Source organism: Citrobacter sp. S39 (assembly GCF_009495675.1).
In the GTDB taxonomy this organism is placed as follows: Bacteria; Pseudomonadota; Gammaproteobacteria; order Enterobacterales; family Enterobacteriaceae; genus Citrobacter; species Citrobacter freundii.
This window is the reverse complement of sequence record NZ_CP045555.1, coordinates 2025236-2050869: the sequence shown is the minus strand read 5'-3', so window position 1 is coordinate 2050869 and position 25634 is coordinate 2025236. Positions and strand designations below refer to the sequence as shown.

26 protein-coding genes are annotated in these 25634 nt (G+C 51.7%); 8 read left to right on the top strand and 18 right to left on the bottom strand.

The features are described from left to right. Window positions 1-178: 178 nt before the first annotated feature. The 5 genes from GFB57_RS09720 (at window position 179) to GFB57_RS09700 (ending at window position 7154) form a co-directional block, all read left to right on the top strand. Window positions 179-946 carry a winged helix-turn-helix domain-containing protein gene (locus tag GFB57_RS09720; protein WP_003840308.1) on the top strand — a complete coding sequence of 256 codons (768 nt, stop codon included), beginning with the start codon at window positions 179-181 and terminating at the stop codon, window positions 944-946. Next, window positions 943-1422 (top strand): hypothetical protein, encoded by a 480-nt coding sequence (locus tag GFB57_RS09715; RefSeq protein ID WP_003034214.1) that lies wholly within the window; start codon window positions 943-945, stop codon window positions 1420-1422. Before GFB57_RS09720 ends, GFB57_RS09715 begins: the two co-directional genes overlap by 4 nt. 527 nt (window positions 1423-1949) lie before the next feature. After that, window positions 1950-3035: an efflux RND transporter periplasmic adaptor subunit gene (locus GFB57_RS09710; protein WP_003034211.1), complete on the top strand. Its 1086-nt coding sequence runs from the start codon at window positions 1950-1952 to the stop codon at window positions 3033-3035. Further along, window positions 3035-6088, top strand: a complete 3054-nt coding sequence (locus GFB57_RS09705; protein WP_003034209.1) for an efflux RND transporter permease subunit — start codon at window positions 3035-3037, stop codon at window positions 6086-6088. Before GFB57_RS09710 ends, GFB57_RS09705 begins: the two co-directional genes overlap by 1 nt. A 64-nt stretch (window positions 6089-6152) precedes the next feature. Next, complete coding sequence (locus GFB57_RS09700) at window positions 6153-7154, top strand: AI-2E family transporter (RefSeq protein ID WP_008322738.1); 1002 nt, start codon at window positions 6153-6155, stop codon at window positions 7152-7154. An 82-nt stretch (window positions 7155-7236) separates the two neighbouring features. On the opposite strand, the gene GFB57_RS09695 is transcribed toward GFB57_RS09700, so the two are convergent. After that, on the bottom strand, window positions 7237-7380 hold the full coding sequence (locus GFB57_RS09695) for a hypothetical protein (protein WP_003034206.1): 144 nt from the start codon (window positions 7378-7380) through the stop codon (window positions 7237-7239). Between the two features lie 152 nt (window positions 7381-7532). Here GFB57_RS09695 and mutS point away from each other — a divergent pair, with 152 nt between their 5' ends. Next, window positions 7533-10094, top strand: coding sequence for a DNA mismatch repair protein MutS (mutS, locus tag GFB57_RS09690; protein WP_003034204.1), 2562 nt, complete (start codon window positions 7533-7535; stop codon window positions 10092-10094). Between the two features lie 109 nt (window positions 10095-10203). Here the strand turns inward: mutS and GFB57_RS09685 are convergent, their stop codons facing one another. The 4 genes from GFB57_RS09685 to GFB57_RS09670 all read right to left on the bottom strand — a co-directional run bounded on the left by GFB57_RS09685 (window position 10204) and on the right by GFB57_RS09670 (window position 12963). Beyond that, a complete protein-coding gene (locus tag GFB57_RS09685; protein WP_003034202.1) occupies window positions 10204-10356 on the bottom strand; it encodes a Hok/Gef family protein in 153 nt (50 codons plus the stop codon). Between the two features lie 339 nt (window positions 10357-10695). Beyond that, entirely contained in the window at window positions 10696-10932 is a 237-nt protein-coding gene (locus GFB57_RS09680; RefSeq protein WP_003034200.1) for a non-oxidative hydroxyarylic acid decarboxylases subunit D, read from the bottom strand. Window positions 10933-10942: 10 nt separating this feature from the next. Next, window positions 10943-12370 carry a non-oxidative hydroxyarylic acid decarboxylases subunit C gene (locus GFB57_RS09675; RefSeq protein WP_003034198.1) on the bottom strand — a complete coding sequence of 476 codons (1428 nt, stop codon included), beginning with the start codon at window positions 12368-12370 and terminating at the stop codon, window positions 10943-10945. Beyond that, window positions 12370-12963, bottom strand: coding sequence for a non-oxidative hydroxyarylic acid decarboxylases subunit B (locus GFB57_RS09670; protein WP_003034196.1), 594 nt, complete (start codon window positions 12961-12963; stop codon window positions 12370-12372). The genes GFB57_RS09675 and GFB57_RS09670 overlap by 1 nt, the downstream gene beginning before the upstream one ends. 157 nt (window positions 12964-13120) lie before the next feature. Between GFB57_RS09670 and GFB57_RS09665 the strand changes: the two genes are divergently transcribed. After that, window positions 13121-13525 (top strand): MarR family transcriptional regulator, encoded by a 405-nt coding sequence (locus GFB57_RS09665; protein ID WP_003034194.1) that lies wholly within the window; start codon window positions 13121-13123, stop codon window positions 13523-13525. A gap of 142 nt (window positions 13526-13667) precedes the next feature. Here GFB57_RS09665 and rpoS read toward each other — a convergent pair whose 3' ends face one another. The 12 genes from rpoS to cysD all read right to left on the bottom strand — a co-directional run bounded on the left by rpoS (window position 13668) and on the right by cysD (window position 23495). Beyond that, entirely contained in the window at window positions 13668-14660 is a 993-nt protein-coding gene (gene rpoS, locus GFB57_RS09660; protein ID WP_000081498.1) for an RNA polymerase sigma factor RpoS, read from the bottom strand. Window positions 14661-14722: 62 nt separating this feature from the next. Next, window positions 14723-15805: a murein hydrolase activator NlpD gene (nlpD, locus tag GFB57_RS09655; RefSeq protein WP_226999271.1), complete on the bottom strand. Its 1083-nt coding sequence runs from the start codon at window positions 15803-15805 to the stop codon at window positions 14723-14725. 184 nt (window positions 15806-15989) lie between these two features. Further along, window positions 15990-16616: a protein-L-isoaspartate(D-aspartate) O-methyltransferase gene (locus GFB57_RS09650; protein ID WP_003034172.1), complete on the bottom strand. Its 627-nt coding sequence runs from the start codon at window positions 16614-16616 to the stop codon at window positions 15990-15992. Then, the gene (gene surE, locus GFB57_RS09645; RefSeq protein WP_003034170.1) at window positions 16610-17371 is read right to left on the bottom strand and encodes a 5'/3'-nucleotidase SurE; all 762 of its coding nucleotides are present in this window, start codon (window positions 17369-17371) and stop codon (window positions 16610-16612) included. Before surE ends, GFB57_RS09650 begins: the two co-directional genes overlap by 7 nt. Beyond that, window positions 17352-18401 carry a tRNA pseudouridine(13) synthase TruD gene (gene truD, locus GFB57_RS09640; RefSeq protein WP_003034168.1) on the bottom strand — a complete coding sequence of 350 codons (1050 nt, stop codon included), beginning with the start codon at window positions 18399-18401 and terminating at the stop codon, window positions 17352-17354. The genes surE and truD overlap by 20 nt, the downstream gene beginning before the upstream one ends. Continuing rightward, on the bottom strand, window positions 18398-18877 hold the full coding sequence (gene ispF / locus GFB57_RS09635; protein ID WP_003034167.1) for a 2-C-methyl-D-erythritol 2,4-cyclodiphosphate synthase: 480 nt from the start codon (window positions 18875-18877) through the stop codon (window positions 18398-18400). Before ispF ends, truD begins: the two co-directional genes overlap by 4 nt. 55 nt (window positions 18878-18932) lie before the next feature. Further along, window positions 18933-19628: a 2-C-methyl-D-erythritol 4-phosphate cytidylyltransferase gene (gene ispD, locus GFB57_RS09630; protein WP_003034165.1), complete on the bottom strand. Its 696-nt coding sequence runs from the start codon at window positions 19626-19628 to the stop codon at window positions 18933-18935. An 18-nt stretch (window positions 19629-19646) separates the two neighbouring features. Further along, entirely contained in the window at window positions 19647-19958 is a 312-nt protein-coding gene (gene ftsB / locus GFB57_RS09625) for a cell division protein FtsB (RefSeq protein WP_003034163.1), read from the bottom strand. Between the two features lie 215 nt (window positions 19959-20173). Continuing rightward, on the bottom strand, window positions 20174-20497 hold the full coding sequence (locus GFB57_RS09620; RefSeq protein WP_003034160.1) for a DUF3561 family protein: 324 nt from the start codon (window positions 20495-20497) through the stop codon (window positions 20174-20176). A gap of 47 nt (window positions 20498-20544) precedes the next feature. After that, window positions 20545-21150: an adenylyl-sulfate kinase gene (gene cysC, locus GFB57_RS09615; RefSeq protein ID WP_003034157.1), complete on the bottom strand. Its 606-nt coding sequence runs from the start codon at window positions 21148-21150 to the stop codon at window positions 20545-20547. Beyond that, window positions 21150-22577, bottom strand: a complete 1428-nt coding sequence (cysN, locus tag GFB57_RS09610; protein WP_003034155.1) for a sulfate adenylyltransferase subunit CysN — start codon at window positions 22575-22577, stop codon at window positions 21150-21152. The genes cysC and cysN overlap by 1 nt, the downstream gene beginning before the upstream one ends. Window positions 22578-22586: 9 nt before the next feature. Beyond that, window positions 22587-23495, bottom strand: a complete 909-nt coding sequence (gene cysD / locus GFB57_RS09605; protein WP_003034152.1) for a sulfate adenylyltransferase subunit CysD — start codon at window positions 23493-23495, stop codon at window positions 22587-22589. A 254-nt stretch (window positions 23496-23749) separates the two neighbouring features. Between cysD and GFB57_RS09600 the strand changes: the two genes are divergently transcribed. Next, complete coding sequence (locus GFB57_RS09600) at window positions 23750-24793, top strand: aminopeptidase (protein WP_003034151.1); 1044 nt, start codon at window positions 23750-23752, stop codon at window positions 24791-24793. Window positions 24794-24837: 44 nt separating this feature from the next. On the opposite strand, the gene cysH is transcribed toward GFB57_RS09600, so the two are convergent. Further along, the gene (cysH, locus tag GFB57_RS09595) at window positions 24838-25572 is read right to left on the bottom strand and encodes a phosphoadenosine phosphosulfate reductase (protein WP_003034149.1); all 735 of its coding nucleotides are present in this window, start codon (window positions 25570-25572) and stop codon (window positions 24838-24840) included. Window positions 25573-25634: the final 62 nt, after the last annotated feature.

Below are 25634 nucleotides of genomic sequence, written 5' to 3'. Positions count from 1 at the left end.
ATATTACTACTTCGGGCTAAATTCATTAGCAACTGTTAAATTCGTTAATAATTACCAGTTATATTGATGAGAATTTTCATAAATGTAACCAATGTACGGGAGGCAATTTAGCGCATAATCACCCGGATATCTGTGTTATAATTTTCTGTAATAACGCAGGTATCTGGTAATTGCTAATATGATTTTTTTAATTGCGGAGAAAATAAAGTTTAATCCAGAGGATGGATCGCTAACCCATTGCGCCACAAAGGAAACGGTAAAACTCACCCTAACGGCCAGCCGCTTGCTGGAAACCCTATTAAGGGCGTCAGAAGGGATACTATCACGTGAGAAATTATTAACTATGGTCTGGGACGATTATGGTTTACAGGCGTCCAATAGCAGCCTTAATCAGTATATCAGTATCTTACGTCGCGCATTATCTGCATTCGGCTGTGAAGAACTGATAATTACTGTACCGAAGATGGGGTTCAGGCTAAATCCTGACATCACACTTCAGTTAACCCAGACAGTGCCGCTCAGTATACCTGAACAGGTCACTTCTCAACGTACCGGGAAACTGTTTTCTTTAAAAAATGCGTACCTCACGATGATTATCGTTCTGACATTATTCATTTGCGGTGCGATCGTTTTTTTTAATACCGTCTCATCGGTCAGTACCAGTCACTACCCGTTGTATAAAGACAGTCTGGCGACCGGGTGCGAGGTGGTGTATATGAAAAATCTGAGTGAGCGAGATCGGGAGAAAGCCAGGAAGAATATTGCTGCCATTCTTAAGGACAATGCCGCCACCTGCGGCCCTGAACAAAAGGTGATATTTGACAGCAATGACTCCTTTACCGCGCAAAGCGCCGGGCGCACCCTTTTTTCGCTTTGCACAGCAGGAAAAAATAATCAAATTATCGCGTGTGACAACGTCTACTACCACAACTGGAAGCAATCATGAAAATTAAATGGATAGTGTGCATGGGTCTTGTCCTGATTGCTGTCTGCCTGGGTGTTTCATTTAACTATGCCCATGGAATCAGTAACTTCAAATGTACGAATCAGTCACGCTATCGTATAACAAGAAATTCAGTGGTATATGATTTCTATGTTAAGCAAACCATTCAATTATATGAAGATAATACGGGTTTTATTTCATTTAATGGTAAGGTTGTGGGAGGCGATGTAACACAAAGCGTGAGCCGTAAAATTCTTCTGCGGGATGGTCATCAGATAGATAACCATACTCTCCAGTACCAGAATGACGGCATTCGCAGATTACCGGCAGATCATGTTGAGGATGATATTTTTCAAATCTTACTGGCAGAAGTCAGCGGTGATGACGCAACCCTGATTTTTGAGCGAGAAAGAATTGATAACCACGCCTGGCTTATCGGTAATCCGGATGCCTGGGTTCTCACTTGTGTTGAATATTAAAACAATAAAAGCGTGACTGCAGAGTTAAATAATTAAACCTGTAATGACATTAAATCACTTCCTTTGTTTTAATATTAAATCACAGCAGTATTAAACAACATCCTGAATTTACCATACCATGTACCAGTGGCTACTCCTCATTACGGTTGCGGATACGGTATTAATTAAAAATCACATATTAAAGAATCTGTTAAGTATTAGTGAGATTGGAATTCACAATTTATCAGAGATCCGGTTTCATCTAAATATAACATTGTTATATACACAGTGATATTGAAGGCGGCGAATGAAATTTTACCAATAAGAATTTGAATTAACTTGTCCATTCCTCCGGAGTAAGGACCGTGTTGTATCTGTTTCTTCTTGTACGACAAGAATGCATGTAACTAGCGGAAAAACTAAAGGAAGTTATATACCAACCAAACTGAGTCTGCATTGTGTCAGCCTCTGGCTGGCATTCTGCTTTCATTCGCTCACATATATAACCCTACAAAATTAACTACATCATTATCGCTGAGGATATAAAATTGGCTCGTTATTTACCCCTGATTATCTTTGCCGTTTTTTTAATTACAGCGTGCGAGCAGAAAGAAATAGATTTACCCATTCAGCCTCGCACAATTAAAGTTGTGGAGGTGGGAAAGTCTGAAAAGGCCCGTCAACGTATTCTCCCCGCAAGAATTGAGTACAGTGATTCCACCGCACTATCTTTTGAACGCTCGGGCCGTATTGAATGGCTTGATATCCGCCAGGGAACTCCAGTGGCGAAAGGACAAGTGATCGCCCGGCTCTCTAGCGATGAAGCCCGGCAACGGGTAAAAGAACGGCAGACCACCGCCGACCTCGCACAGCGACAGTTTGAACGCTTCCAGGCATTGTCTGCGCGCCATGCCGTCTCACGTGATGAGATGGATGTACAACGTGCCAAAAGAGATGCTGCAAACGCGGCGCTACAGATCGCTCGTGAAGAACTGAACCAAATGATACTCACCGCCCCGTTCTCCGGTATCGCTGTCAGTGTAAATGCTCGAAGCCATCAGGTTGCGACAGCCGGACAAACTATCGCCACTCTGGCTCGCACCGACATGCTCGATGTGGCATTCAGCGTACCGGAAAACCTGTTTACCGCAATGGACATTCGCAATGTGACCTATCGACCACTGGTGCAAATCACTGCACTGCCTGGCCGCCAGTTTCAGGCTGATTACAAAGAGCACTCGGCTAGCAGCAACAATAACACGCTCACCTGGAAGATGATTTTAACCATGCCACGACCGTCTGACTTCCCTGCTGTTGCTGGGGTCAGTGGTACGGTCACCATCGATCTGTCAAAACTGCCAGTCAGTACCTTGCGTGAAAAGCTGGTCGTGCCAGTTGAAGCTGTGTTTAACCCGGACAACAGCCCACTCAATCACCCCCACGTCTGGGTGGTAAAGGGCAGCGGCGAGCAGCTTACGCTGGAAGAACGCAGTGTAACCACTGGTGAACTCACCGAGGGCGGTATCGTAATAACCCACGGTCTAACAAACGGTGAACGGGTGGTCGCTGCCGGGGTGAATGAAATACATGCTCAGCAGCAGGTCCGTATCTGGACACGTGAAGGGGGACTGTAATGGATATCTCCCGACAGTTTATTAATAATCCCGTCCGTGTCTGGCTGCTCATTCTGTTACTAGGTATCGGCGGTATTTTTGCACTACTTAACATCGGTCGTCTTGAAGATCCAGAGTTTGCTATTAAAAGCGCCGTGGTTGTTACCCTCTATCCAGGGGCATCCGCCGAGCAAGTAGAAGAAGAAGTAACACTGCCACTGGAAAAAGCCCTGCAGCAACTGCCCTATCTGGATAACATCAGTTCGATTTCATCCAACGGGATGTCGCAAATCACAGTGAACATCGCTTCGCACTACCACTCGGATAAATTACCCCAAATCTGGGACGAATTACGTCGTCGGGTAGGTGATGCAGGACGCGTATTTCCGCCTGGTGTCATGCAGCCTTTCGTAAACGACGATTTTGGCGATGTTTTTGGATTTTTTTTCTCAATTTCCGGTGACAATTTCAGCAATAAAGAGCTTGCACAATATGCCGAACAGCTGCGACGTGAGCTGGTACTGGTGCCTGGCGTAGGCAAGGTCATGACCGGAGGAATCATAACGTCACAGATCAATGTAGAGGTGTCACTGATAAAAATGGCTGCGCGCGGCATCACGCCGGCTCAGCTATCCGCTGCGCTGAGTCGACTGAATGTTGTGTCAAACGCTGGGGTGATAAAATCTGGTACAGAATCAATCCGTATACATTCCACTGGCGAATTCGAAAATCTTGATGAACTGGGCCATCTACTTGTTAGCCCAGCGGGTGACAGCGCCAGCACACGCCTGAAAGATATAGCCACACTCACGCGCGGTCTCGCTGATTCGCCCTCCAGCATTTATCACGCCAACGGTCAACCCGCCGTGATGATGGGGGTATCATTTATACCCGGCGTGAATGTGATTGACGTGGGACAAGCGCTGAAATCTAAGTTACTACAGATGTCTGAGGAAAAACCCGCCGGTATACAGATCGGTGTATTTTACGACCAGTCTGCTGAAGTGGCATCTTCAGTAAATGGCTTTCTTACTAATTTTCTAATGGCGCTAACGATAGTCATCGGAATATTGGTGATATTCATGGGGCTGAGCAGCGGCATTATTATAGCCCTGTCATTAGCGCTCAATGTGCTGGGCACGTTGTTTATTATGTATCTGTGGGGACTTGAGCTTCAGCGCATCTCCCTGGGGGCGCTGATAATCGCGCTGAGTATGCTGGTAGATAATGCGATAGTGGTTGTGGAGGGATTACTCATTTCGCGTCAGCAGGGCGTGTCAGGGGTAAAAGCGCTAAACTTAATTATTCGGCGATCCGCACTTCCGCTGTTGGGAGCCACAATTATTGCTATCCTGGCATTTGCTCCTATTGGCCTGTCACAGGACTCAACGGGCGAATACTGTAAATCGCTGTTTCAGGTATTGTTAATTTCACTGATGCTGAGCTGGTTCACGGCCCTAACCATTACGCCAGCACTGGTTAAATGGTGGCTATTTAAAACCGAATCCCCTCTTAAGCAGCCATCAGAATTCGCTCCCTATAGTGGCAGTTTTTACCGACTCTATCAGCGTATCCTGAATACACTGTTGGCACACAAAACAGCCACACTTTCAGTCATGGCAGTACTGCTGGCGTTGGCAATCTGGGGCTTTGGCTCGGTACGACAAAATTTCTTTCCTTCAGCCAGTACACCGATTTTTTTTGTGGATCTGTGGCTACCTTATGGTTCGGACATCACCTCCACGGAAAAGATGGCTAGTGATATTGAAAAAATAATTGACGGTCGCCCGGGCGTGGTTTCCACGGTGTCAACGATAGGTCATGGCAGCATGCGGTTTATCCTGACTTACAACGGTCAGCGCCAGTACAGCAATTACGCACAAATCATGGTAAGAATGGACAATGAGCGCAATATTGGGGTACTGACGAGCCAGTTGGATACCGTTATCGCGCAGGATTACCCGCAGGTCAATGCCAGTACCAATCGCGTGATGTTTGGCCCTGCGGGCAGTAGCAGTATTGAGGTACGCATCAGAGGGACAGCGCCCGATATCATGCGCCAGATTGCCAGCAAAGTAAGTACTATTCTGGCCGACAATCGCGATACCAGTAGTGTAAGTAACGACTGGCAAAACCGCAGTAAAGTCATTCGCCCACAATATAATCCAGTGCTCGGTCAAGAGTTAGGTGTGGATAAAAAAGAAGTAGATGACGCGTTGGAAATGAATTTTTCCGGCAGTCGCATCGGGCTATATCGCGAAGGCACGGATATGATGCCGATAGTGGTGCGTCCGCCCGAAAACGAGCGGCATGACATTAATCATCTTAATAATGTCCAGGTCTGGAGCCAAAATCAGCAACGCTACATTCCGCTCAGTAACGTGGTCGATGGGTTCATATTACAGTGGGAAAATCCACTGATTCTGCGTCGCGATCGCAGCAGGGTTATGACCATCATGACCAACCCTGACCCACTGAGCAATGCCACTTCCGCCGATATTCTGGCACGCGTTCGCCCACAGATTGAACAGATTCCGTTGCCGCACGGTTACAACATTACGTGGGGAGGAGATGCGGAAAGTTCAAGCGAGGCACAGCAAGGCCTGTTCTCTACCCTGCCGTTAGGTTATCTGGTGATGTTCACCATTACCGTGTTGATGTTTAGTTCGCTGAAAAATGCTTTCGCCATCTGGCTTACCGTGCCGCTGGCATTAATTGGCGTCACAACAGGGTTTTTACTTATCGACATTCCGTTTGGCTTTATGGCCCTGATAGGTTTGCTGAGTCTGAGTGGAATGTTGATCCGTAACGGGATTGTCCTGGTTGAGGAGATTGAGCATCAGAAACAGGTGAAGCCGCAACATGAAGCGCTTATATCCGCCGCCACTTCACGTTTACGTCCTGTTCTGCTCACAACCTTCACCACTGTACTGGGTTTCGCGCCGCTGCTGAGGGATGTCTTTTTTCAGGGCATGGCCGTGGTTGTTATGTTTGGTCTGGGTTTTGCGACAATCCTTACCTTAATGGTTCTGCCGGTCCTCTATGACTGCCTGCACCGTCCGGAGACACCATGAAACATCACGGGGTAAATGTTAAAAATCGACAGGCTGCTTGTCGTTTACAGGAGAACAGACGTCAATGCATCAGAGCGGGTTAAAATCATTAACGCCCCTTATTCAGGGGCTACTTTTGCTGACATGTTTGACCATACTATTGGCTGGATTGCACATGGCAGCACCACTGGTTAATCAGGTCCTCCTGGCGCTGTTTCTCGCCGTGATGCTTGATCCACTGATCGAACGCCTGGAGAAACACGGACTCCCTCGACTCCTTACTTCGCTATCAGTGATTGTGGCTCTGCTGTTACTGATCGTTATTATCATCAGCTCGCTCAGCGCCTCAGCACCGGGGTTAATTCAGCTCAGTCGCCTGGCATCGGTTCAGATCGCCACCCAGCTTCATGCTCTGACATTTTTTCTGAGCGAGGCGGGTATTTTCCTTTCCACCAATCTGGTGCTTAGTTTCATCGATACCAGTGCAATACTTCGTCTGATAACCAGCCAGCTGTCGCTGATTCCGGGCATGTTGTCCTGGTGGCTGATAGTATTTCTTATGCTGCTATTTATGTTGTACGAACTGCCAGTGTTAAAAACCACTCTGCGCACCACTCAACATCGTTCGGGTGTGATCCGTGCGCTGCTGGAAGGCATACAAAGCGTGATCGTTTATGCACGCGTAAAAACGCTGACGGGACTGCTCGGTGGCCTGGTTGTCTGGGCCGCCGCCTGGCTACTGGGTTTAAAGTTTGCTTTTCTCTGGGGCATGCTGATGTTTATTTTCAATTATGTCCCGGTGGTCGGCTCCTTACTTGCCGCGATTCCGCCGGTCCTTCAGACGATGATCTTTTTCGATATACAGGCCGGCCTGTTGGTCGCTGGATTTTTCGTGGTGCTAAACCTTTCCCTGAGTTCAGTGATGGAACCACTTATGCTCGGCAAACGGTTGAATTTACCACTGACGGTTCAACTACTGGCATTCCTGATCTGGCAGGCACTACTTGGCATAACTGGAGCTATACTGGCCATTCCACTCACCTTTTTACTGAAAAAAGTGTGGCAAGCATTACGTGAACTGGAATGACGTATATATGCAGACGAGAGAAGTTGTGGAAAGTTACCAATTTTAAACTGAATAAGTTTACCAGTCGGGGACTCGCGTAACGTTAGAAAAAAGACTTCATCCTGGTGGCACCAGATGAGAGACGTAAACCACGATTTTCGCCTACGTCAGCTTCATCTTTGCCACCAGGCTTCATCATTTTTACCGCTTTAAACGAAAGTGGCTTTCCCTCTTGTTTTCCTGCCATAAAGACTCCGTTATCATGCACCTCATACCGTCATGAAATCCTACTGTTAACTGTAGGATTTCATGATATTCGATGAGACAACGTGAAACCTAATGATAACCATAAAATTCACTAACTCATGAAAAATTAAGAAATATGGACATCACACTCCAATGAGTACAATAGAAAACCTAGACTCTCACACGCCGATGATGCAGCAGTATCTCAAGCTGAAGGCTCAGCATCCGGAAATACTGCTTTTTTACCGCATGGGCGACTTTTACGAACTGTTTTATGACGATGCGAAACGCGCATCTCAGCTACTTGATATCTCCCTGACGAAACGCGGTGCATCTGCTGGCGAGCCAATCCCGATGGCGGGCATTCCTCACCATGCGGTCGAGAACTACCTCGCCAAGCTGGTTAATCAGGGTGAATCTGTCGCTATTTGTGAGCAGATTGGCGATCCGGCAACCAGTAAAGGTCCGGTTGAGCGCAAAGTGGTACGCATTGTCACGCCTGGCACCATCAGTGATGAAGCGCTGTTGCAAGAACGCCAGGACAACCTGCTGGCTGCCATCTGGCAAGACAGTAAAGGCTACGGCTACGCCACGCTGGATATCAGCTCCGGGCGTTTTCGCGTCAGCGAACCGGCCGACCGCGAGACCATGGCCGCAGAGCTGCAGCGCACCAACCCTGCTGAATTGCTGTATGCCGAGGATTTCGCTGAAACGTCACTGATTGAAGGGCGCCGCGGCCTGCGTCGTCGTCCGCTGTGGGAATTTGAAATTGATACCGCCCGCCAGCAGTTGAACCTGCAGTTTGGCACGCGAGATCTGATTGGCTTTGGCGTAGAAAATGCCCCGCGCGGATTATGCGCCGCCGGCTGTCTGCTGCAGTACGTCAAAGATACCCAGCGTACCTCGCTGCCGCATATTCGTTCCATCACCATGGAACGTCAGCAGGACAGCATCATTATGGATGCCGCCACACGCCGCAATCTGGAGATCACGCAGAACCTGGCGGGCGGCGTTGAAAACACGCTGGCGTCAGTCCTCGACTGCACCGTGACGCCGATGGGCAGCCGTATGCTCAAGCGCTGGCTGCATATGCCGATCCGTGACACCAAAGTCCTCATCGAGCGCCAACAAACCATCGGCGCGCTGCAGGATGCCACCAGCGAATTGCAACCCGTGCTGCGTCAGGTAGGCGATCTGGAACGTATCCTGGCGCGTTTGGCCCTGCGTACTGCGCGTCCGCGCGATCTGGCCCGTATGCGTCATGCCTTCCAGCAATTACCGGAACTGCGCGCGCAACTGGAAAGTGTAGACAGTGCCCCCGTGCAGATGCTGCGCGAGAAAATGGGTGAGTTTGCAGAGCTGCGTGAACTGCTGGAACGCGCCGTTGTGGAAGCTCCGCCAGTGCTGGTTCGCGACGGTGGCGTCATCGCCCCGGGCTATAACGAAGAACTGGACGAGTGGCGAGCGCTGGCTGATGGCGCAACTGACTATCTGGACAGACTGGAAATCCGTGAGCGCGAGCGCACCGGTCTGGATACGCTGAAGGTTGGGTTTAACGCCGTTCATGGCTACTACATTCAGATCAGCCGTGGGCAGAGCCATCTGGCGCCGATTAACTATGTGCGTCGTCAGACGCTGAAAAACGCCGAACGCTACATTATTCCGGAACTGAAAGAGTATGAAGACAAAGTTCTGACGTCAAAAGGTAAAGCACTGGCGCTGGAAAAACAGCTGTACGATGAGCTGTTCGACATGCTGTTGCCGCATCTGGCTGATTTGCAACAGAGCGCCAGCGCGCTGGCGGAGCTGGACGTACTGGTCAACCTTGCAGAACGCGCTTATACCCTGAATTACACCTGCCCGACCTTCACCGATAAACCCGGCATTCGTATTACTGAGGGACGTCATCCGGTGGTTGAACAGGTGCTAACCGAGCCGTTTATCGCCAACCCGCTTAACCTCTCGCCTCAGCGACGGATGCTGATCATCACCGGTCCGAATATGGGGGGTAAAAGTACCTATATGCGCCAGACCGCGTTGATTGCGCTGTTGGCCTACATCGGCAGCTACGTTCCGGCGCAGAAAGTGGAAATAGGCCCGATCGATCGGATCTTTACCCGCGTGGGCGCGGCGGATGATTTGGCATCCGGTCGTTCTACCTTCATGGTAGAAATGACCGAAACCGCCAACATTCTGCATAATGCCACCGAGAACAGCCTAGTGCTGATGGATGAGGTTGGACGCGGCACCTCCACCTACGACGGCCTGTCGCTGGCATGGGCGTGCGCGGAAAACCTGGCCAATAAAATCAAAGCATTAACGTTGTTTGCCACCCACTACTTCGAACTGACTCAGTTACCGGAAAAAATGGAGGGCGTCGCGAATGTGCATCTGGATGCGTTAGAGCACGGCGATACCATCGCCTTCATGCACAGCGTACAGGATGGTGCGGCGAGCAAGAGCTATGGTCTGGCAGTAGCTGCCCTGGCAGGCGTGCCGAAAGAGGTTATTAAACGCGCGCGGCAAAAACTGCGCGAACTGGAAAGCATTGCGCCAAACGTTGCCGCGACCCAGGTCGATGGTACACAGATGTCGCTGCTTTCAGTGCCTGAAGAAACCTCGCCCGCCGTTGAAGCGCTGGAAAACCTCGACCCGGATTCACTAACGCCTCGCCAGGCGCTGGAGTGGATCTACCGGTTGAAAAGTCTGGTGTAACGTTGTAATGCCCGATGGCGCTTTGCTTATCGGGCCTACGGCAATGCGAGAATGGGTGCAAGAGGACGAAACCAGACCATCAAGACGCGGGGTTTCCCCCGCGTTGTTGCTACTTCTTCGGTTCGTAAGCGAGAACAGCTTTAAACTCCATACCACGTTCTTTAATGCTTAACTCGCACAACGAATCTCGCACCATTAACGTGAATCCCAGCGCCGTGAAACACAGCACTACAATTGCCACAAGGGCATATTTTGTCAGCATATCTTGCCTCCCTGCAAAGAAGAGACTAACATCCAAATGGTCTAGGTTTGAACGCTAGCCTCAGGTTGATAGAACTATCTCCTGGGGCTTTTGTCTTTCCGGGACCTTACAAATGCTCAAAGCCCAGAAAGCCTCAAGCACCCGCAGCTATTCTATTGCAGATGTCATCTCTTCGAACAAATTAAGCCATTTGCTACGAGCCGGCTCGCAAAATAACAAGCCCCGGATATTCCGAGGCTTAATATTGGTGTGTCCTTCCCGATGGCGCTATGCTTATCGGGCCTACAAAATACCGCTATATGTAGGTCGGGTAAGGCGAAGCCGCATCCGGCGTGTTGATTAGCGCTTATCTTCTGCCAGCAGCGGTGGAATACTCGGCACCATCGGTGCGTCATCCATATCTTTTTGCGTCATACGAAACGCCTCCGGGTAGTGCTCGCGGCTGGTACGGCGTAGCGGCTCGGTGTCACGCCAGGTGTACAGACAATGCTGGCACTGATATACCGTCCAGACACCTTTTACCGGCGAGTTTGCCATCACTTCAATATGTTCATCGGCACAACGTGGACAAATCATCTGCTACTCCTTATTTACGGTTGGCCAGCATGGCGGTCAGTTTTTCTGCCCAGGCTTTCGTTTCCGGTAAATCACATACCGGCTGGCTGTAGTGCCCACGGTTATCCGGCGCGACCGGCGTGGTGGCATCAATAATTAACTTGTCGGTAATCCCCGCCGGACTGGAACCCGGATCAAGCTCCAGCACCGACATATTCGGCAGTTGCACCAGATCGCCCGCCGGATTGACCTTCGAAGACAGCGCCCACATCACCTGTGGCAGGTTGAACGGGTCAACATCCTCATCAACCATAATCACCATTTTCACGTACCCCAGGCCATGCGGCGTCGTCATTGCGCGCAGCCCCACCGCGCGGGCAAAGCCGCCGTAGCGTTTTTTGGTGGAGATAATCGCCAGCAAACCGTGGGTGTACATGGCATTCACCGCCTGCACTTCCGGGAACTCGGCTTTCAGCTGTTGATACAGCGGTACGCAGGTTGCCGGCCCCATCAGGTAGTCAATCTCCGTCCACGGCATCCCCAGATATAGCGATTCAAAAATCGGTTTGGTGCGATAAGAGACTTTATCGATACGTACGACCGTCATATTACGTCCACCGGAATAGTGCCCGGTAAACTCGCCAAATGGCCCTTCGATTTCACGCTTACGGCTTTCAATGACTCCTTCGAGGATCACTTCCGAACCCCAAGGTACGTCAAAGCCGGTAAGCGGTGCGGTAGCGATCGGGTACGGGCTTTCACGCAGCGCTCCCGCCATTTCGTATTCCGACTGATCGTACTTCAGCGGCGTGGCCCCCATCAGGGTGATGATAGGATCGTTACCCAGCGTGATGGCAATCGGCAGATCTTCACCGCGCTCTTCAGCTTTATGCAGATGCAGCGCGATATCATGCATCGGCACCGGCTGCAGGCCAAGCTTGCGTTTGCCCTTCACTTCCATACGATAAATGCCGACGTTCTGTTTGCCGAAGTTGTCCGGATCCAACGGATCGCGCGACACCACGCAGGCTTTATCAAGATAGAAACCGCCGTCACCATCGTTCAGACGAAACAGCGGCAGAATATCAAACAGGTTGATCTCCTCACCATCAACACAGTTTTCAGCCCACGTCGGGTTGGCACGACGCTCCGGTGTAACCGGAAATTTATCCCAACGGCGAATAAACTCATCAATTTGTTTTTTCACCGGCGTATTGGGCGGCAGGCCTAATGAAATGGCATGATTCTGCCATGAGCCGATGGTATTCATCGCCACGCGGGCGTCGGTAAAACCACGAATATTGTCAAACCACAGCGCTGGCGCACCATCACCAATACGTCCAGTCGCGTTAGCCGCCGCAGCCAGATCCGGCTCAGCGTTGACTTCTTCACTGATTTTCAGCAATTGTCCCTGGTCGTCCAGCGCTTGTAAAAAGCTGCGCAAATCATCAAATGCCATTATTCATTCTCCTGTGAAAAATTCTGCGCCTGCCGTAAACCCTGCCAGCGACGGGCGTTTGGATGTTCCAGACCAAACTGATCGAGCACACGCGCAACGATATGCTGAGTGATGTCATCGACCGTTTGCGGGTGGTTGTAAAACGCGGGCATCGGCGGGACCATCGCCACGCCCATGCGGGAAAGTGCGAGCATGTTTTCCAGATGAATAGTGCTGAGCGGCATTTCACGCGGAACCAGAACCAGCTTGCGCCCTTCTTTCAGCACCACATCAGCAGCGCGCCCCACCAGTCCTTCCGCGTAGCCTGCTCGAATACCGGCCAGCGTTTTCATACTGCAGGGGATAATGATCATGCCGTCAGTACGAAACGATCCTGAGGATATGGTCGCCGACTGGTCCGCCGGGTTGTGGCAATAATCGGCCAACGCCGACACATCACGGACGCTGTACGGCGTCTCCAGTTCAATGGTGGTTTTGGCCCACTTTGACAGCACCAGATGGGTTTCTACCCCCGGCATTTCCCGCAGCGCCAGCAATAGCGACACACCAAGCGGTGCGCCGGTCGCCCCGGTCATTCCTACAATCAGTCTCATTTAGCCCTCAATTTTGTTCGTGTACGAACATTTTATTAAAATACTCCCTCGATGCATTCCGGACAAGAGCACCTCGCACAGATTGCTAAAGCAGCAATGGTTAAACTATGACGCGTTACCCGTTAAGATAGAGACTGACAGATATTCCGGAGCTCTCATGCCGTTAAGAAACACAGCCTTTCACCTTTTACGTCAGCTTTTTCAGCAACATACGGCTCGCTGGCAACATGAATTACCGGATCTGACCAAACCGCAGTATGCGGTGATGCGCGCCATTGCCGAGCATCCCGGCATTGAGCAGGTCGCCCTGACCGAAGCCGCAGTCTGTACCAAGGCAACGCTTGCGGAAATGCTGAGCCGGATGGAAAAACGGGAGTTGGTCAGACGTGAACACGACCCGGCGGATAAGCGTCGGCGGTTTGTTTATTTGACCGCGCAAGGAGAAGCATTACTGACCAGCGCAACCCCGTTAGGCGATAGCGTGGATGATGAGTTTCTGGGGCGATTATCTGATGAAGAACGTGAGCAGTTCATACGTCTGGTGCGTAAGATGATGAACTAATCTGCCGGATGGTGACATAAATGTCTTATCCGGCCTACAAAGTCCTGCTCCCCGTAGGCCTGATAAACGCAGTGCCATCAGGCAACAAACATAGAAAAAGGCCAGTCTCAATGAGACTGGCCTTTCTTGATAGAACTTGTGCTTACTCGCGGAACAGCGCTTCGATATTCAGTCCCTGAGTCTGCAGGATTTCACGCAGACGACGCAGACCTTCAACCTGAATCTGGCGAACACGTTCACGGGTGAGACCAATTTCGCGGCCCACATCTTCCAGTGTCGCAGCTTCATACCCCAGCAGACCAAAGCGACGTGCCAGTACCTCACGCTGTTTGGCGTTCAGTTCGAACAGCCATTTGACGATGCTCTGTTTCATATCATCGTCTTGCGTGGTGTCTTCCGGGCCGTTTTCCTTTTCATCGGCCAGAATATCCAGCAACGCTTTTTCGGAATCGCCACCCAGCGGGGTGTCTACCGAGGTAATACGCTCGTTGAGTCGGAGCATACGGCTGACGTCATCAACCGGTTTGTCCAGTTGTTCAGCAATCTCTTCTGCGCTCGGTTCGTGGTCCAGTTTATGCGACAACTCACGCGCGGTACGCAGATAGACGTTCAGCTCTTTTACAATGTGAATTGGCAGTCGGATCGTACGGGTTTGGTTCATAATCGCCCGTTCGATCGTCTGGCGGATCCACCAGGTTGCGTATGTTGAGAAGCGGAACCCGCGTTCCGGGTCAAACTTCTCGACTGCACGGATCAGTCCCAGATTGCCCTCTTCAATCAGGTCCAGCAATGCCAGACCACGATTGCCATAACGACGAGCAATTTTCACCACCAGACGCAGGTTACTTTCAATCATGCGACGGCGGGATGCGACATCCCCACGCAGTGCGCGACGCGCAAAATAAACTTCTTCTTCGGCTGTTAACAGTGGTGAATAACCAATCTCACCAAGGTAAAGCTGAGTCGCGTCCAACACACGCTGTGTGGCCCCCTGCGATAACAGCTCTTCTTCAGCCAGGTCGTTATCACTGGGTTCCTCTTCACTCAAGGCTTTTTCATCAAAAGCCTCTACTCCGTTCTCATCAAATTCCGCATCTTCATTTAAATCATGAACTTTCAGCGTATTCTGACTCATAAAGGTGGCTCCTACCCGTGATCCCTAACGGAACTAGCACGTGAAAGCCTGGTTCCGCCGAATTATCGCTGCGGTAAATAACGCAGCGGGTTTACGGATTTCCCCTTGTAACGAATTTCAAAATGCAAGCGTGTTGAACTGGTTCCGGTACTACCCATGGTAGCTATTTTCTGCCCCGCCTTGATTTCTTGTTGTTCCCGGACCAGCATTGTATCGTTATGGGCGTAGGCACTCAGGTAATCATCGTTATGTTTGATGATAATAAGATTACCGTAACCACGCAGCGCGTTACCGGCATAGACGACGCGTCCATCTGCGGTCGCGACAATAGCCTGTCCCTTGCTGCCTGCAATGTCGATCCCTTTATTGCCACCTTCGGTAGCCGCAAAGTTTTCGATCACTTTGCCCTCGGTCGGCCAGCGCCAGGTAGAGATTGGCGAGCTGGTTGACGTTGAGCTTGCAGTTGATTCGGTTGCGCTAACTGCTGGAGCCGTTACAGGCGCTGTGACCACAGTCCCAGCAGGCTTGTTGTTCGGCAACATTTTATTAGCACTTTGTTCACCTGAATCCTCAGAATACGTAATTGTTGGTTTCGAAGCAACAGCAACGGTGGAATTTTGTGCAGGGTTGGTCACAACTCCTTGCTGTGCTGCATCCGCCTGGGTGATGGCATTTCCACCGGTAATCGGTGCGCCAGACGCATTGCCCACTTGCAGAGTTTGACCGACATTCAGGCCATACGGGGCCGGAACGTTATTGCGTTGTGCGAGATCACGGAAATCGTTCCCGGTAATCCAGGCAATATAGAAAAGGGTATCGCCTTTCTTAACAGTATAGGTACTGCCGCCCGTATAGCTACCTTTCGGAATGTTCCCATACTTACGGTTGTACACAATACGACCGTTTTCCATCTGCACAGGTTGTTCCGCAACAGGCTGGATCTGTGTTGACTGTGTGGTCGGACGCTGCACCGGCTGGATCTGCGGCGTTTGCTGTACTGTCGACGTCGAGCCCATTTTTGGTGGAGGCGTAATCAGCATACCGGAATTGGTGTTCGTTGATGCACCGCCATCAACGGAACTGACCGGTGCAGGTGGATTCGAGGTATTTGAACAACCTGCCAGCCATAATGAAACCAGTGACAATGCCGCAATGCGGCGAACGGTAAATTTGTGGCTTCCCGCGCTCATTTATCCCCCAGGAAAATTTGGTTAAAACCAGTGACGTAATCACCGTGCAAGGCATCGGACTGGGCACTGGAAACGTGACCACGATACGCTTACTAATTCCAGAATATCCAGGAAAACTCCAGGTATTCAGAGCCTGTATCTACGCAAGCTCCCCTTTTACTAAGGGAACGAAGCGTACGGCCTCCACGGTATCGATAATAAATTCGCCTCCCCGACGACGCACCCGTTTCAGAAACTGGTGCTCGTCACCCACGGGTAAGACGAGAATGCCGCCTTCATCCAACTGCATCATCAATGCGGTTGGGATCTCAGGCGGCGCTGCCGTAACAATGATAGCGTCAAAAGGGGCTCGCGCTTGCCAGCCTTGCCATCCATCACCATGACGGGTAGAAACATTATGTAAATCAAGCTGTTTAAGTCGACGACGCGCCTGCCACTGCAAACCTTTAATGCGCTCAACAGAGCACACATGGTGCACCAGGTGCGCCAGAATCGCCGTTTGGTAGCCAGAGCCGGTACCAATTTCCAGCACCCGGGACTGTGGCGTTAACTCCAGCAGCTCGGTCATCCGTGCAACCATATAGGGCTGCGAAATCGTCTGCCCCTGACCAATCGGCAGGGCAATATTGTCCCAGGCCTTATGTTCAAACGCCTCATCAATGAATTTTTCACGCGGCACGGCGGCGAGTGCATCGAGAACAAGCTCATCTCTGATGCCCTGCGCACGTAATTGTTCAAGAAGAGTGTGTACGCGTCTGCTTACCATTGCGTGTCGGCTCCCACGCTGTCTAACCAGTCAGAAACAACTTCATGCGCGCCGTATGCGGTTAAATCGACATGCAGCGGCGTGATGGAAACATAGCCTTCATCGACGGCGGCAAAATCAGTATCCGGTCCGGCGTCGCACTTTTCGCCCGGTGGCCCGATCCAGTACAGCGTATTACCGCGCGGGTCCTGCTGTGGTATCACCTCATCCGCAGGATGGCGACTACCGCAGCGGGTGACGCGAATACCTTTAATCTGATCCAGCGGTAAATCCGGCACGTTGATATTCAAAATGCGCCCGGTGCGCAGCGGTTCACGACTCAGCGCCCGTAAGATACGGCAGGTTACTGCGGCAGCAGTATCGTAGTGTTTATGCCCATCAAGTGAGACAGCCAGCGCAGGGAAGCCCAGGTGACGACCTTCCATCGCCGCCGCAACGGTACCGGAATAGATAACATCATCGCCGAGATTAGGACCTGCGTTAATACCAGACACGACAATGTCCGGACGCGGACGCATTAATGCGTTAACGCCCAGATAGACGCAATCGGTAGGTGTACCCATTTGTACGGCGATATCACCGTTATCATAGGTGAACGTGCGAAGTGAGGATTCCAGCGTCAGCGAGTTGGACGCGCCACTGCGGTTACGATCCGGGGCAACCACCTGTACGTCAGCAAACTCACGCAGCGCTTTCGCCAGCGTTTGTATACCGGGTGCGTGAACCCCATCATCGTTACTCAGCAATATACGCATAATCACCCATTGTGTTAATAAGTTCCCTTACAACACTGGTGGCGAAGCTACCTGCCGGTAGCCAGAAACGTAACTCAACGGTTACGTCATCCCACCAGTTCCAGCTTAATTGTTGTGGATACAGCAACATAGCGCGACGCGACGCGTCGACTTTCTCGCGCAATAACAGAGACTGCAGCGCGGTTTCATCAGCAACAGCGGCTTCTTCAAACGCCAGCGCGTCGCGTTGAGTTCCCCACTCACCGCTGCCCAGTAATGCCGCTGTAATCATCAATTCTTTCTCATCGACGCGACGCTGTAATTCAGTTTGTTCTTCCTGTGTGGCGACAAACCAGCTTCCGCGCCCCGATAATTGTAGCGCATCGCCGTCAACAACTTGATTAAAGTCTGTTTTTTTCAGGCGTTCACTGACTATCTGATTAAACAACGCGCTACGGGCCGCCGACAACCAAAAACTGCGTTTATTGCGATCGCGCACCGGCGCATCGCTTTGCGCCCAGCGCAGCGCCCCTTGCAGGTTGCTGCCGCCGATACCAAAACGCTGAGCGCCAAAATAGTTCGGAACGCCGCGCTCGTTAATTGCCTGCAAACGCGCTTCAACATCATTTCGCTCGCTCACTTCACGCAGCACCAGCGTAAATTCGTTGCCTTTCAGCGCCCCTAAACGCAGCTTACGCTTGTGGCGTGCGTACTCCAGCACTTTACAGCCTTCAAGCTCAAATTTGCTTAAATCAGGCATCGCATTGCCCGGCACACGCGCACACAGCCACTGTTCCGTGACCGCATGCTTGTCTTTCTGACCAGCAAAGCTCACTTCGCGGGCATGAATTTTCAGGAATTTCGCCAGCGCGTCAGCCACAAAACGGGTGTTACAACCGTTTTTCAGGATACGCACCAAAATGTGCTCGCCTTCGCCATCGGGTTCGAAGCCTAAATCTTCGACGACGACAAAGTCTTCCGGATTCGCTTTCAGAACGCCATGGCCTTGTGGTTTGCCATGGAGATACGTCAGATCTTCAAACGCAGTCATTTCGTTGCCTTAATGAGTAACGCCACCGCTTCACAGGCAATCCCTTCCCCACGCCCGGTAAAACCGAGTTTTTCCGTGGTGGTCGCTTTCACGTTAACATCATCCATATGGCAGCCGAGGTCTTCGGCAATAAACACTCGCATTTGTGGAATGTGCGGCAGCATCTTCGGCGCCTGGGCAATAATTGTCACATCCACATTACCAAGCGTATAGCCTTTGGCCTGAATACGCCGCCAGGCTTCACGCAATAATTCACGACTATCAGCACCTTTAAAGGCCGGGTCGGTGTCCGGGAATAGCTTACCGATATCCCCCAGCGCAGCCGCGCCCAGCAGAGCATCGGTTAACGCGTGTAACGCCACGTCGCCATCAGAATGCGCCAGCAATCCTTTTTCATACGGGATGCGCACACCACCAATGATAATTGGGCCAACTCCTCCAAAAGCGTGTACGTCGAAACCGTGTCCAATTCGCATTATGCCTTCTCCTGATATACACAGCGTCCTCCAAGCAGCCTGAAGGATGTTGTATCTAGATAGTTCGGGTCAGATAAAATTCCGCCAGCGCCAGATCTTCCGGGCGGGTGACTTTGATGTTGTCAGCACGCCCTTCGACCAGCTGCGGATGAAAGCCGCAATATTCCAGCGCCGAAGCTTCGTCTGTAATAGTTGCACCTTCGTTGAGTGCACGCGTCAGGCAATCGTGCAATAACTCGCGCGGGAAAAACTGCGGCGTCAACGCATGCCATAAATCGGTACGATCGACCGTATGGGCGATGTCTGTTCGCCCCGGCTCCGCGCGCTTCATTGTGTCACGTACCGGTGCGGCAAGGATCCCGCCGGTACGGCTGCACTCGCTAATTGCCAGCAAACGGGCCAAATCATCCTGGTGCAGGCACGGACGCGCGGCGTCATGCACCAGCACCCAACGGGCCTCCCCTGCGGCTTGCAACCCGGCAAGGACAGAATCGGCACGCTCGTTGCCGCCATCCACCACCGTAATTTGCGGGTGCGCAGCAAGTGGAAGTTGGGCAAAGCGACTGTCGCCTGGGCTGATAGCGATGACGACTCGCGTCACCCGGGGATGAGCCAGCAGCGCATCAACCGAGTGTTCAAGAATGGTTTTATTGCCAATAGAGAGGTACTGCTTAGGACACTCTGTTTGCATTCGGCGGCCAAACCCGGCAGCCGGCACCACGGCGCAAACGTCCAATAAAGTGGCTGCCATGTTAAATCCCTGGACGGTTTATCGATTGTTTTGCCCTGCAGTCTGAGCGCGTTTAGACGCGTCAGGCACCAGACGATAAAAGGTTTCGCCCGGCTTAGTCATACTGAGTTCGTTGCGCGCACGCTCCTCAATAGCCTCTTGTCCGCCATTGAGATCGTCAATTTCGGCAAAGAGCTGATCGTTACGCGCTTTAAGTTTCGCGTTTGTAGCTTGCTGCGCAGCAACATCATCGTTGACGCGACTATAGTCATGTATGCCGTTCTTACCGAACCACAGCGAATACTGCAGCCAGACTAATAAAGCCAGCAGCAGCAGCGTTAGTTTACCCATCCTGCCCCCTGAAAAACGGCATTAATATCCCATAACTTCCGCAGACAACTTTACATCAACGGTCGGGAATGCCGCGACAACGCGGGCAAATGTACCACATTTGCCCGTTGTTACGTATACCCCGTGTAAGGAGAACATAATCTCATTGTTGGTTACGGTTTGAATTATGACCAGAGAGTGAACAACGTCGGCGATTGTTAAAAAAAGGCGTTTGCCTAACCCAATAACCATAAAAATAGTGCGCCAAACATCGCCCCAACCACCAGCAGGGTACAGGTAATGCTCAGCAGCAACCTCCCCTTCAATAGCGAGTGCAAGGCAATACCCGCGACAATCGCCACGGGCAGCAATGCGAGGAAAAAGGGCCAGGTATAAATGAAGAAAAACAGTGTATTAGGGCCATACATCAGACACGGGAATCCCAGCGCCAACAACCACGCGATAAAACCGACCACCGCCCCCGGTAGTGACCAGGTGGTTTCGTCGTCGGCGGCGAAGGTATCTGACTCTGTAATAGTAATGTTATGGCTGTTACGCATATCTAATCCTGTGACCGTGACTGACCGGGCATGTGAGCTCGGGTGTCTCAGGATCTGATAATATCTTCCTGCCTCAGCAGGTCTAATAATTGGGGTACCAAATTTGTTACCAATTGTTCACCATCAAGATGAATCTCTGGCGATTCAGGCGCTTCGTATACCGAATCAATTCCGGTGAAATTGCGTAACTCACCCGCCCGCGCTTTTTTATACAGACCTTTTGGATCGCGTGCTTCACACGTTGCTAATGGCGTATCGACAAAAACTTCAATAAAACGCCCTTCGCCAACCCGCTCACGAACCATTTTGCGCTCAGCGCGATGCGGTGAGATAAAGGCGGTCAACACCACAAGCCCCGCATCCACCATCAGGTTAGCCACTTCACCAACCCGGCGAATATTCTCCTTACGATCGGCATCACTAAATCCAAGATCGCTGCACAGACCGTGACGCACGTTATCGCCATCCAAGAGATAAGTACTCACCCCCAGCTTATGCAACGCTTCTTCAAGCGCCCCTGCTACCGTGGATTTACCGGAGCCTGACAGCCCGGTAAACCACAGCACAACACCACGATGACCGTGGCGTTGTTCCCGCTGTTGCGGTGTAACAGGATGGGCATGCCAGACGACGTTTTCGTCATGCAGCGCCATTATTTTCCTCCCAGCAGATCGCGCGCACCCCAGTGTGGGAAGTGGCGACGCACCAGTGCATTAAGCTCCAGCTCAAACGCGCTGAACTGGGAAGCCGCGGCGTGCTCCTGAACAAGTGGCTCACGCACCAGTCCCGCGCCAACGGTAACGTTGGTCAGGCGGTCAATAATTATCAGCCCGCCCGTCACCGGGTTCTGCTGATAGGTATCCAGCACCAGCGGTTCATCAAAAGTCAGATTAACCAGACCGATGCCGTTCAGCGGTAGCGCTTCAACGTCACGTTGGGTCAGGTTGTTTATATCGACCTGATATTGCACGCTATCAACGCGTGCGCGGGTCTTCTTGCCTGCGATTTTTATGTCGTAGCTCTGCCCTGGCGACAACGGTTGTTCCGCCATCCACACCACATCAACGGCAGCGCTTTGTACTGTCGGCAGCGTTTCACCGGCATCAAGTAACAGGTCGCCCCGGCTGATATCGATCTCATCTTTTAGCACCAGGGTGATCGCTTCACCTGCATGCGCTTCCTGTAAATCGCCATCAAAGGTCACGATCCGCGCTACGCTGGACTCAACGCCGGACGGCAGCACTTTGACGCGCTGCCCGACCTTCACGCTACCGGAGGCCAGCGTTCCGGCATAACCACGAAAATCCAGATTCGGTCGGTTCACATACTGCACCGGGAAGCGCATCGGCTGAGTATCAATACTGCGCTGGATCTCAACGGTTTCCAGCACTTCCAGCAGCGTCGGACCGCTGTACCACGGCATACTGGCGCTTTGCGAAGCCACGTTATCGCCTTCCAGCGCAGAGAGCGGCACAAACCGGATATCCAGGTTGCCCGGAAGTTGTTCAGCAAAAGTAAGATAGTCTTCGCGAATACGGTTAAATGTCTCTTCGCTAAAGTCCACCAGATCCATTTTGTTGATCGCCACCACCAGGTGTTTGATCCCAAGCAGCGTGGAGATAAAGCTATGACGACGAGTCTGATCCAGCACACCTTTACGCGCATCGATCAATAGGATCGCCAGGTCGCAGGTCGACGCACCGGTCGCCATGTTACGGGTGTACTGTTCATGCCCGGGAGTGTCCGCAATAATAAATTTACGCTTCTCGGTAGAGAAATAACGGTAAGCCACGTCGATGGTGATGCCCTGCTCGCGCTCGGCCTGCAAGCCGTCAACCAATAACGCCAGATCAAGCTTTTCGCCCTGAGTGCCGTGACGTTTACTGTCATTGTGCAGCGATGAAAGCTGGTCTTCATAAATCTGACGCGTGTCATGCAGCAAGCGACCAATCAGGGTGCTTTTCCCGTCATCCACGCTACCGCAGGTTAAAAAGCGCAGCAGACTTTTGTGTTGCTGGGCGACCATCCAGGCTTCAACGCCGCCTTCATTAGCAATTTGTTGTGCAAGTGTCGTATTCATGGCGGCTCCTTAGAAATACCCCTGACGTTTCTTCAGCTCCATGGAGCCCGCCTGGTCGCGGTCAATCACGCGGCCCTGACGTTCACTGGTGGTTGAGACCAGCATCTCTTCGATAATTTCCGGCAGCGTCTGCGCATTCGACTCCACCGCGCCTGTCAGTGGCCAACAGCCGAGCGTACGGAAACGCACCATGCGTTTTTTAATCACTTCCCCGGGTTGCAGATCGATTCTGTCGTCATCAATCATCATCAACATGCCGTCGCGTTCAAGCACCGGACGCTCCGCCGCCAGGTACAGTGGCACGATGTCGATGTTTTCCAGCCAGATGTACTGCCAGATATCCTGTTCGGTCCAGTTGGAGAGCGGGAAGACGCGAATACTTTCGCCTTTGTTAATTTGTCCGTTGTAGTTGTGCCACAGCTCCGGGCGCTGATTTTTAGGATCCCAGCGATGAAAACGATCGCGGAAAGAGTAAATACGCTCTTTGGCACGTGATTTCTCTTCGTCACGACGAGCACCGCCAAACGCGGCATCAAAACCGTATTTATTGAGCGCCTGCTTCAGCCCTTCGGTTTTCATAATGTCGGTATGCTTGGCGCTGCCGTGGACGAACGGGTTGATGCCCATCGCCACCCCTTCCGGGTTTTTATGCACCAGCAGTTCGCAGCCGTAGGCTTTCGCCGTACGGTCACGAAACTCGTACATTTCGCTGAATTTCCAACCGGTATCAACGTGCAGTAATGGGAACGGCAGCGTGCCAGGATAAAACGCTTTACGCGCCAGATGCAGCATTACGCTGGAATCTTTGCCGATGGAATACATCATCACCGGATTAGAAAACTCGGCGGCCACCTCACGAATGATATGAATGCTTTCCGCTTCCAGTTGCCGCAGGTGGGTAAGTCGTTTTTGATCCATAACCGTTCCTATGTAATGCCGTTATTTTGCTAACGATGCTCAGATAACCTGACTATAGGGAGGGCAAGAGGGCGAATGAAATTACGAATTGGAATGAGTAGTTCCTCAAAGGAATAACGATCCGGAAAAGCAAATATCAAAAAGTGCTTAAGCTACCGGATTTCGGGCATTTAGGAGCAAATGAAATTGTTTTACCTCGATCACAGTTTCATACTAGCGGCTGAAAATTTCTGCTTGGTATTTAAGGACTCATTATGTTTTCCGCAACGCGCCACCTTATTGCTGCCATGGCGCTCGGCGCGTGTTTTATCCTTCCTGCACAGGCAACATCCTCCAAACCTGGCGATATCGCAAATACCCAGGCTCGATATATCGCAACGTTTTTCCCGGGCCGCGTGACGGGATCTCCGGCTGAAATGTTATCTGCTGATTATATACGTCAGCAATTTCAGCAGATGGGCTACAGCAGTGATATTCGGACGTTTAATAGCCGTTATGTTTATACCGCCAAAAATAACCGTAAAAACTGGCATAACGTAACGGGAAGCACCGTTATTGCAGCACATGAAGGCAAAGCGCCGCAGCAGATTATTATTATGGCGCACCTCGACACCTACGCCGCACAAAGCGATGCCGATTCAGATGCCAATCTGGGTGGATTAACCCTGCAAGGGATCGACGACAACGCTGCAGGTGTTGGCGTGATGCTGGAACTGGCGGAAAAACTCAAAGACGTGCCGACGCAGTACGGCATCCGATTTATCGCCACCAGCGGCGAGGAAGAAGGCAAACTGGGCGCGGAGAACATCCTGAAGCGAATGAGCGCCGCCGAGAAGAAAAACACGCTGCTGGTTATCAACCTCGATAACCTGATTGTCGGTGATAAGCTCTATTTCAACAGCGGTAAGAAAACCCCGGAAGCGGTGCGAAAACTGACGCGCGACCGGGCACTGGCTATCGCGCATAGTCGCGGCATTGTAGCCAGCACCAATCCAGGCCTGAACAAAGACTATCCGAAGGGAACAGGATGTTGTAACGATGCGGAGGTCTTCGACGACGCGGGTATTGCTGTGCTCTCCGTTGAAGCGACCAACTGGAACCTGGGCAAGAAAGATGGCTACCAACAGCGCGCCAAAAGCGCCTCGTTCCCGTCTGGCAACAGCTGGCATGATGTGCGACTGGATAACCAGCAGCATATCGATAAAGCCTTACCGGGCCGGATAGAGCGCCGTAGCCGCGACGTAGTACGCATTATGCTGCCGCTGGTAAAAGAACTGGCGAAAGCAGGTAAATCCTGAAGAAGAAGCCCGGTAATAAGTAAACGTTACCGGGCTTTTAACAGTTAGCCTTCGTGCAGCCCGCACTCTCTTTTCAGCCCAAAAAACCGCGTCTCTTCTTCCGCCATTCCCGGCTCCCATTTGCGGGTGGTATGGGTATCGCCGACTGACAGATAGCCCTGATCCCACAGTGGATGGTACTTCAGACCATGCTTTTGCAGATACTGGTAAACCGTACGGTTGTCCCAGTCGATGATCGGCAGAACTTTAAACACACCACGCTGAATAGCCAGCACCGGTAAATGCGCACGACTGCCCGATTGCTCACGGCGCAGACCGGCAAACCAGGTCTGCGCGTCGAGCTCCTGTAGCGCCCGGTTCATCGGCTCGACTTTGTTGATGTCATTGTATTTTTCAATGCCCTCAACGCCCTGCTCCCACAGTTTGCCATAGCGCGCTTCCTGCCAGGCCGCACTTTCCTTCGCCCGGTAGACTTGCAGATTAAGCTTGAGCTTGTCCGTTAACTCGTCAATAAACTGGTAGGTTTCCGGGAACAGATAACCGGTATCGGTGAGGATCACCGGGATATCCGGGCGAACCTGATTTACCAGGTGCAGGCTCACTGCCGCCTGAATACCAAAACTTGATGACAGTACATATTCGCCAGGCAGGTTTTCCAGCGCCCACGCCACGCGATCCTCGGCGCTCAATTTTTCCAGTTGGTCGTTGGTTTGCGCCAACGCCATAACGCGTTCAACTTTCGGCAGTTCGTTCAACGCGTTGAGATCGAGTTTGGACATAAGTTCCTCACTGTTTGCCTTGCCTGATGGCGCTGCGCTTATCAGGTCTGCCGATTCAGCAG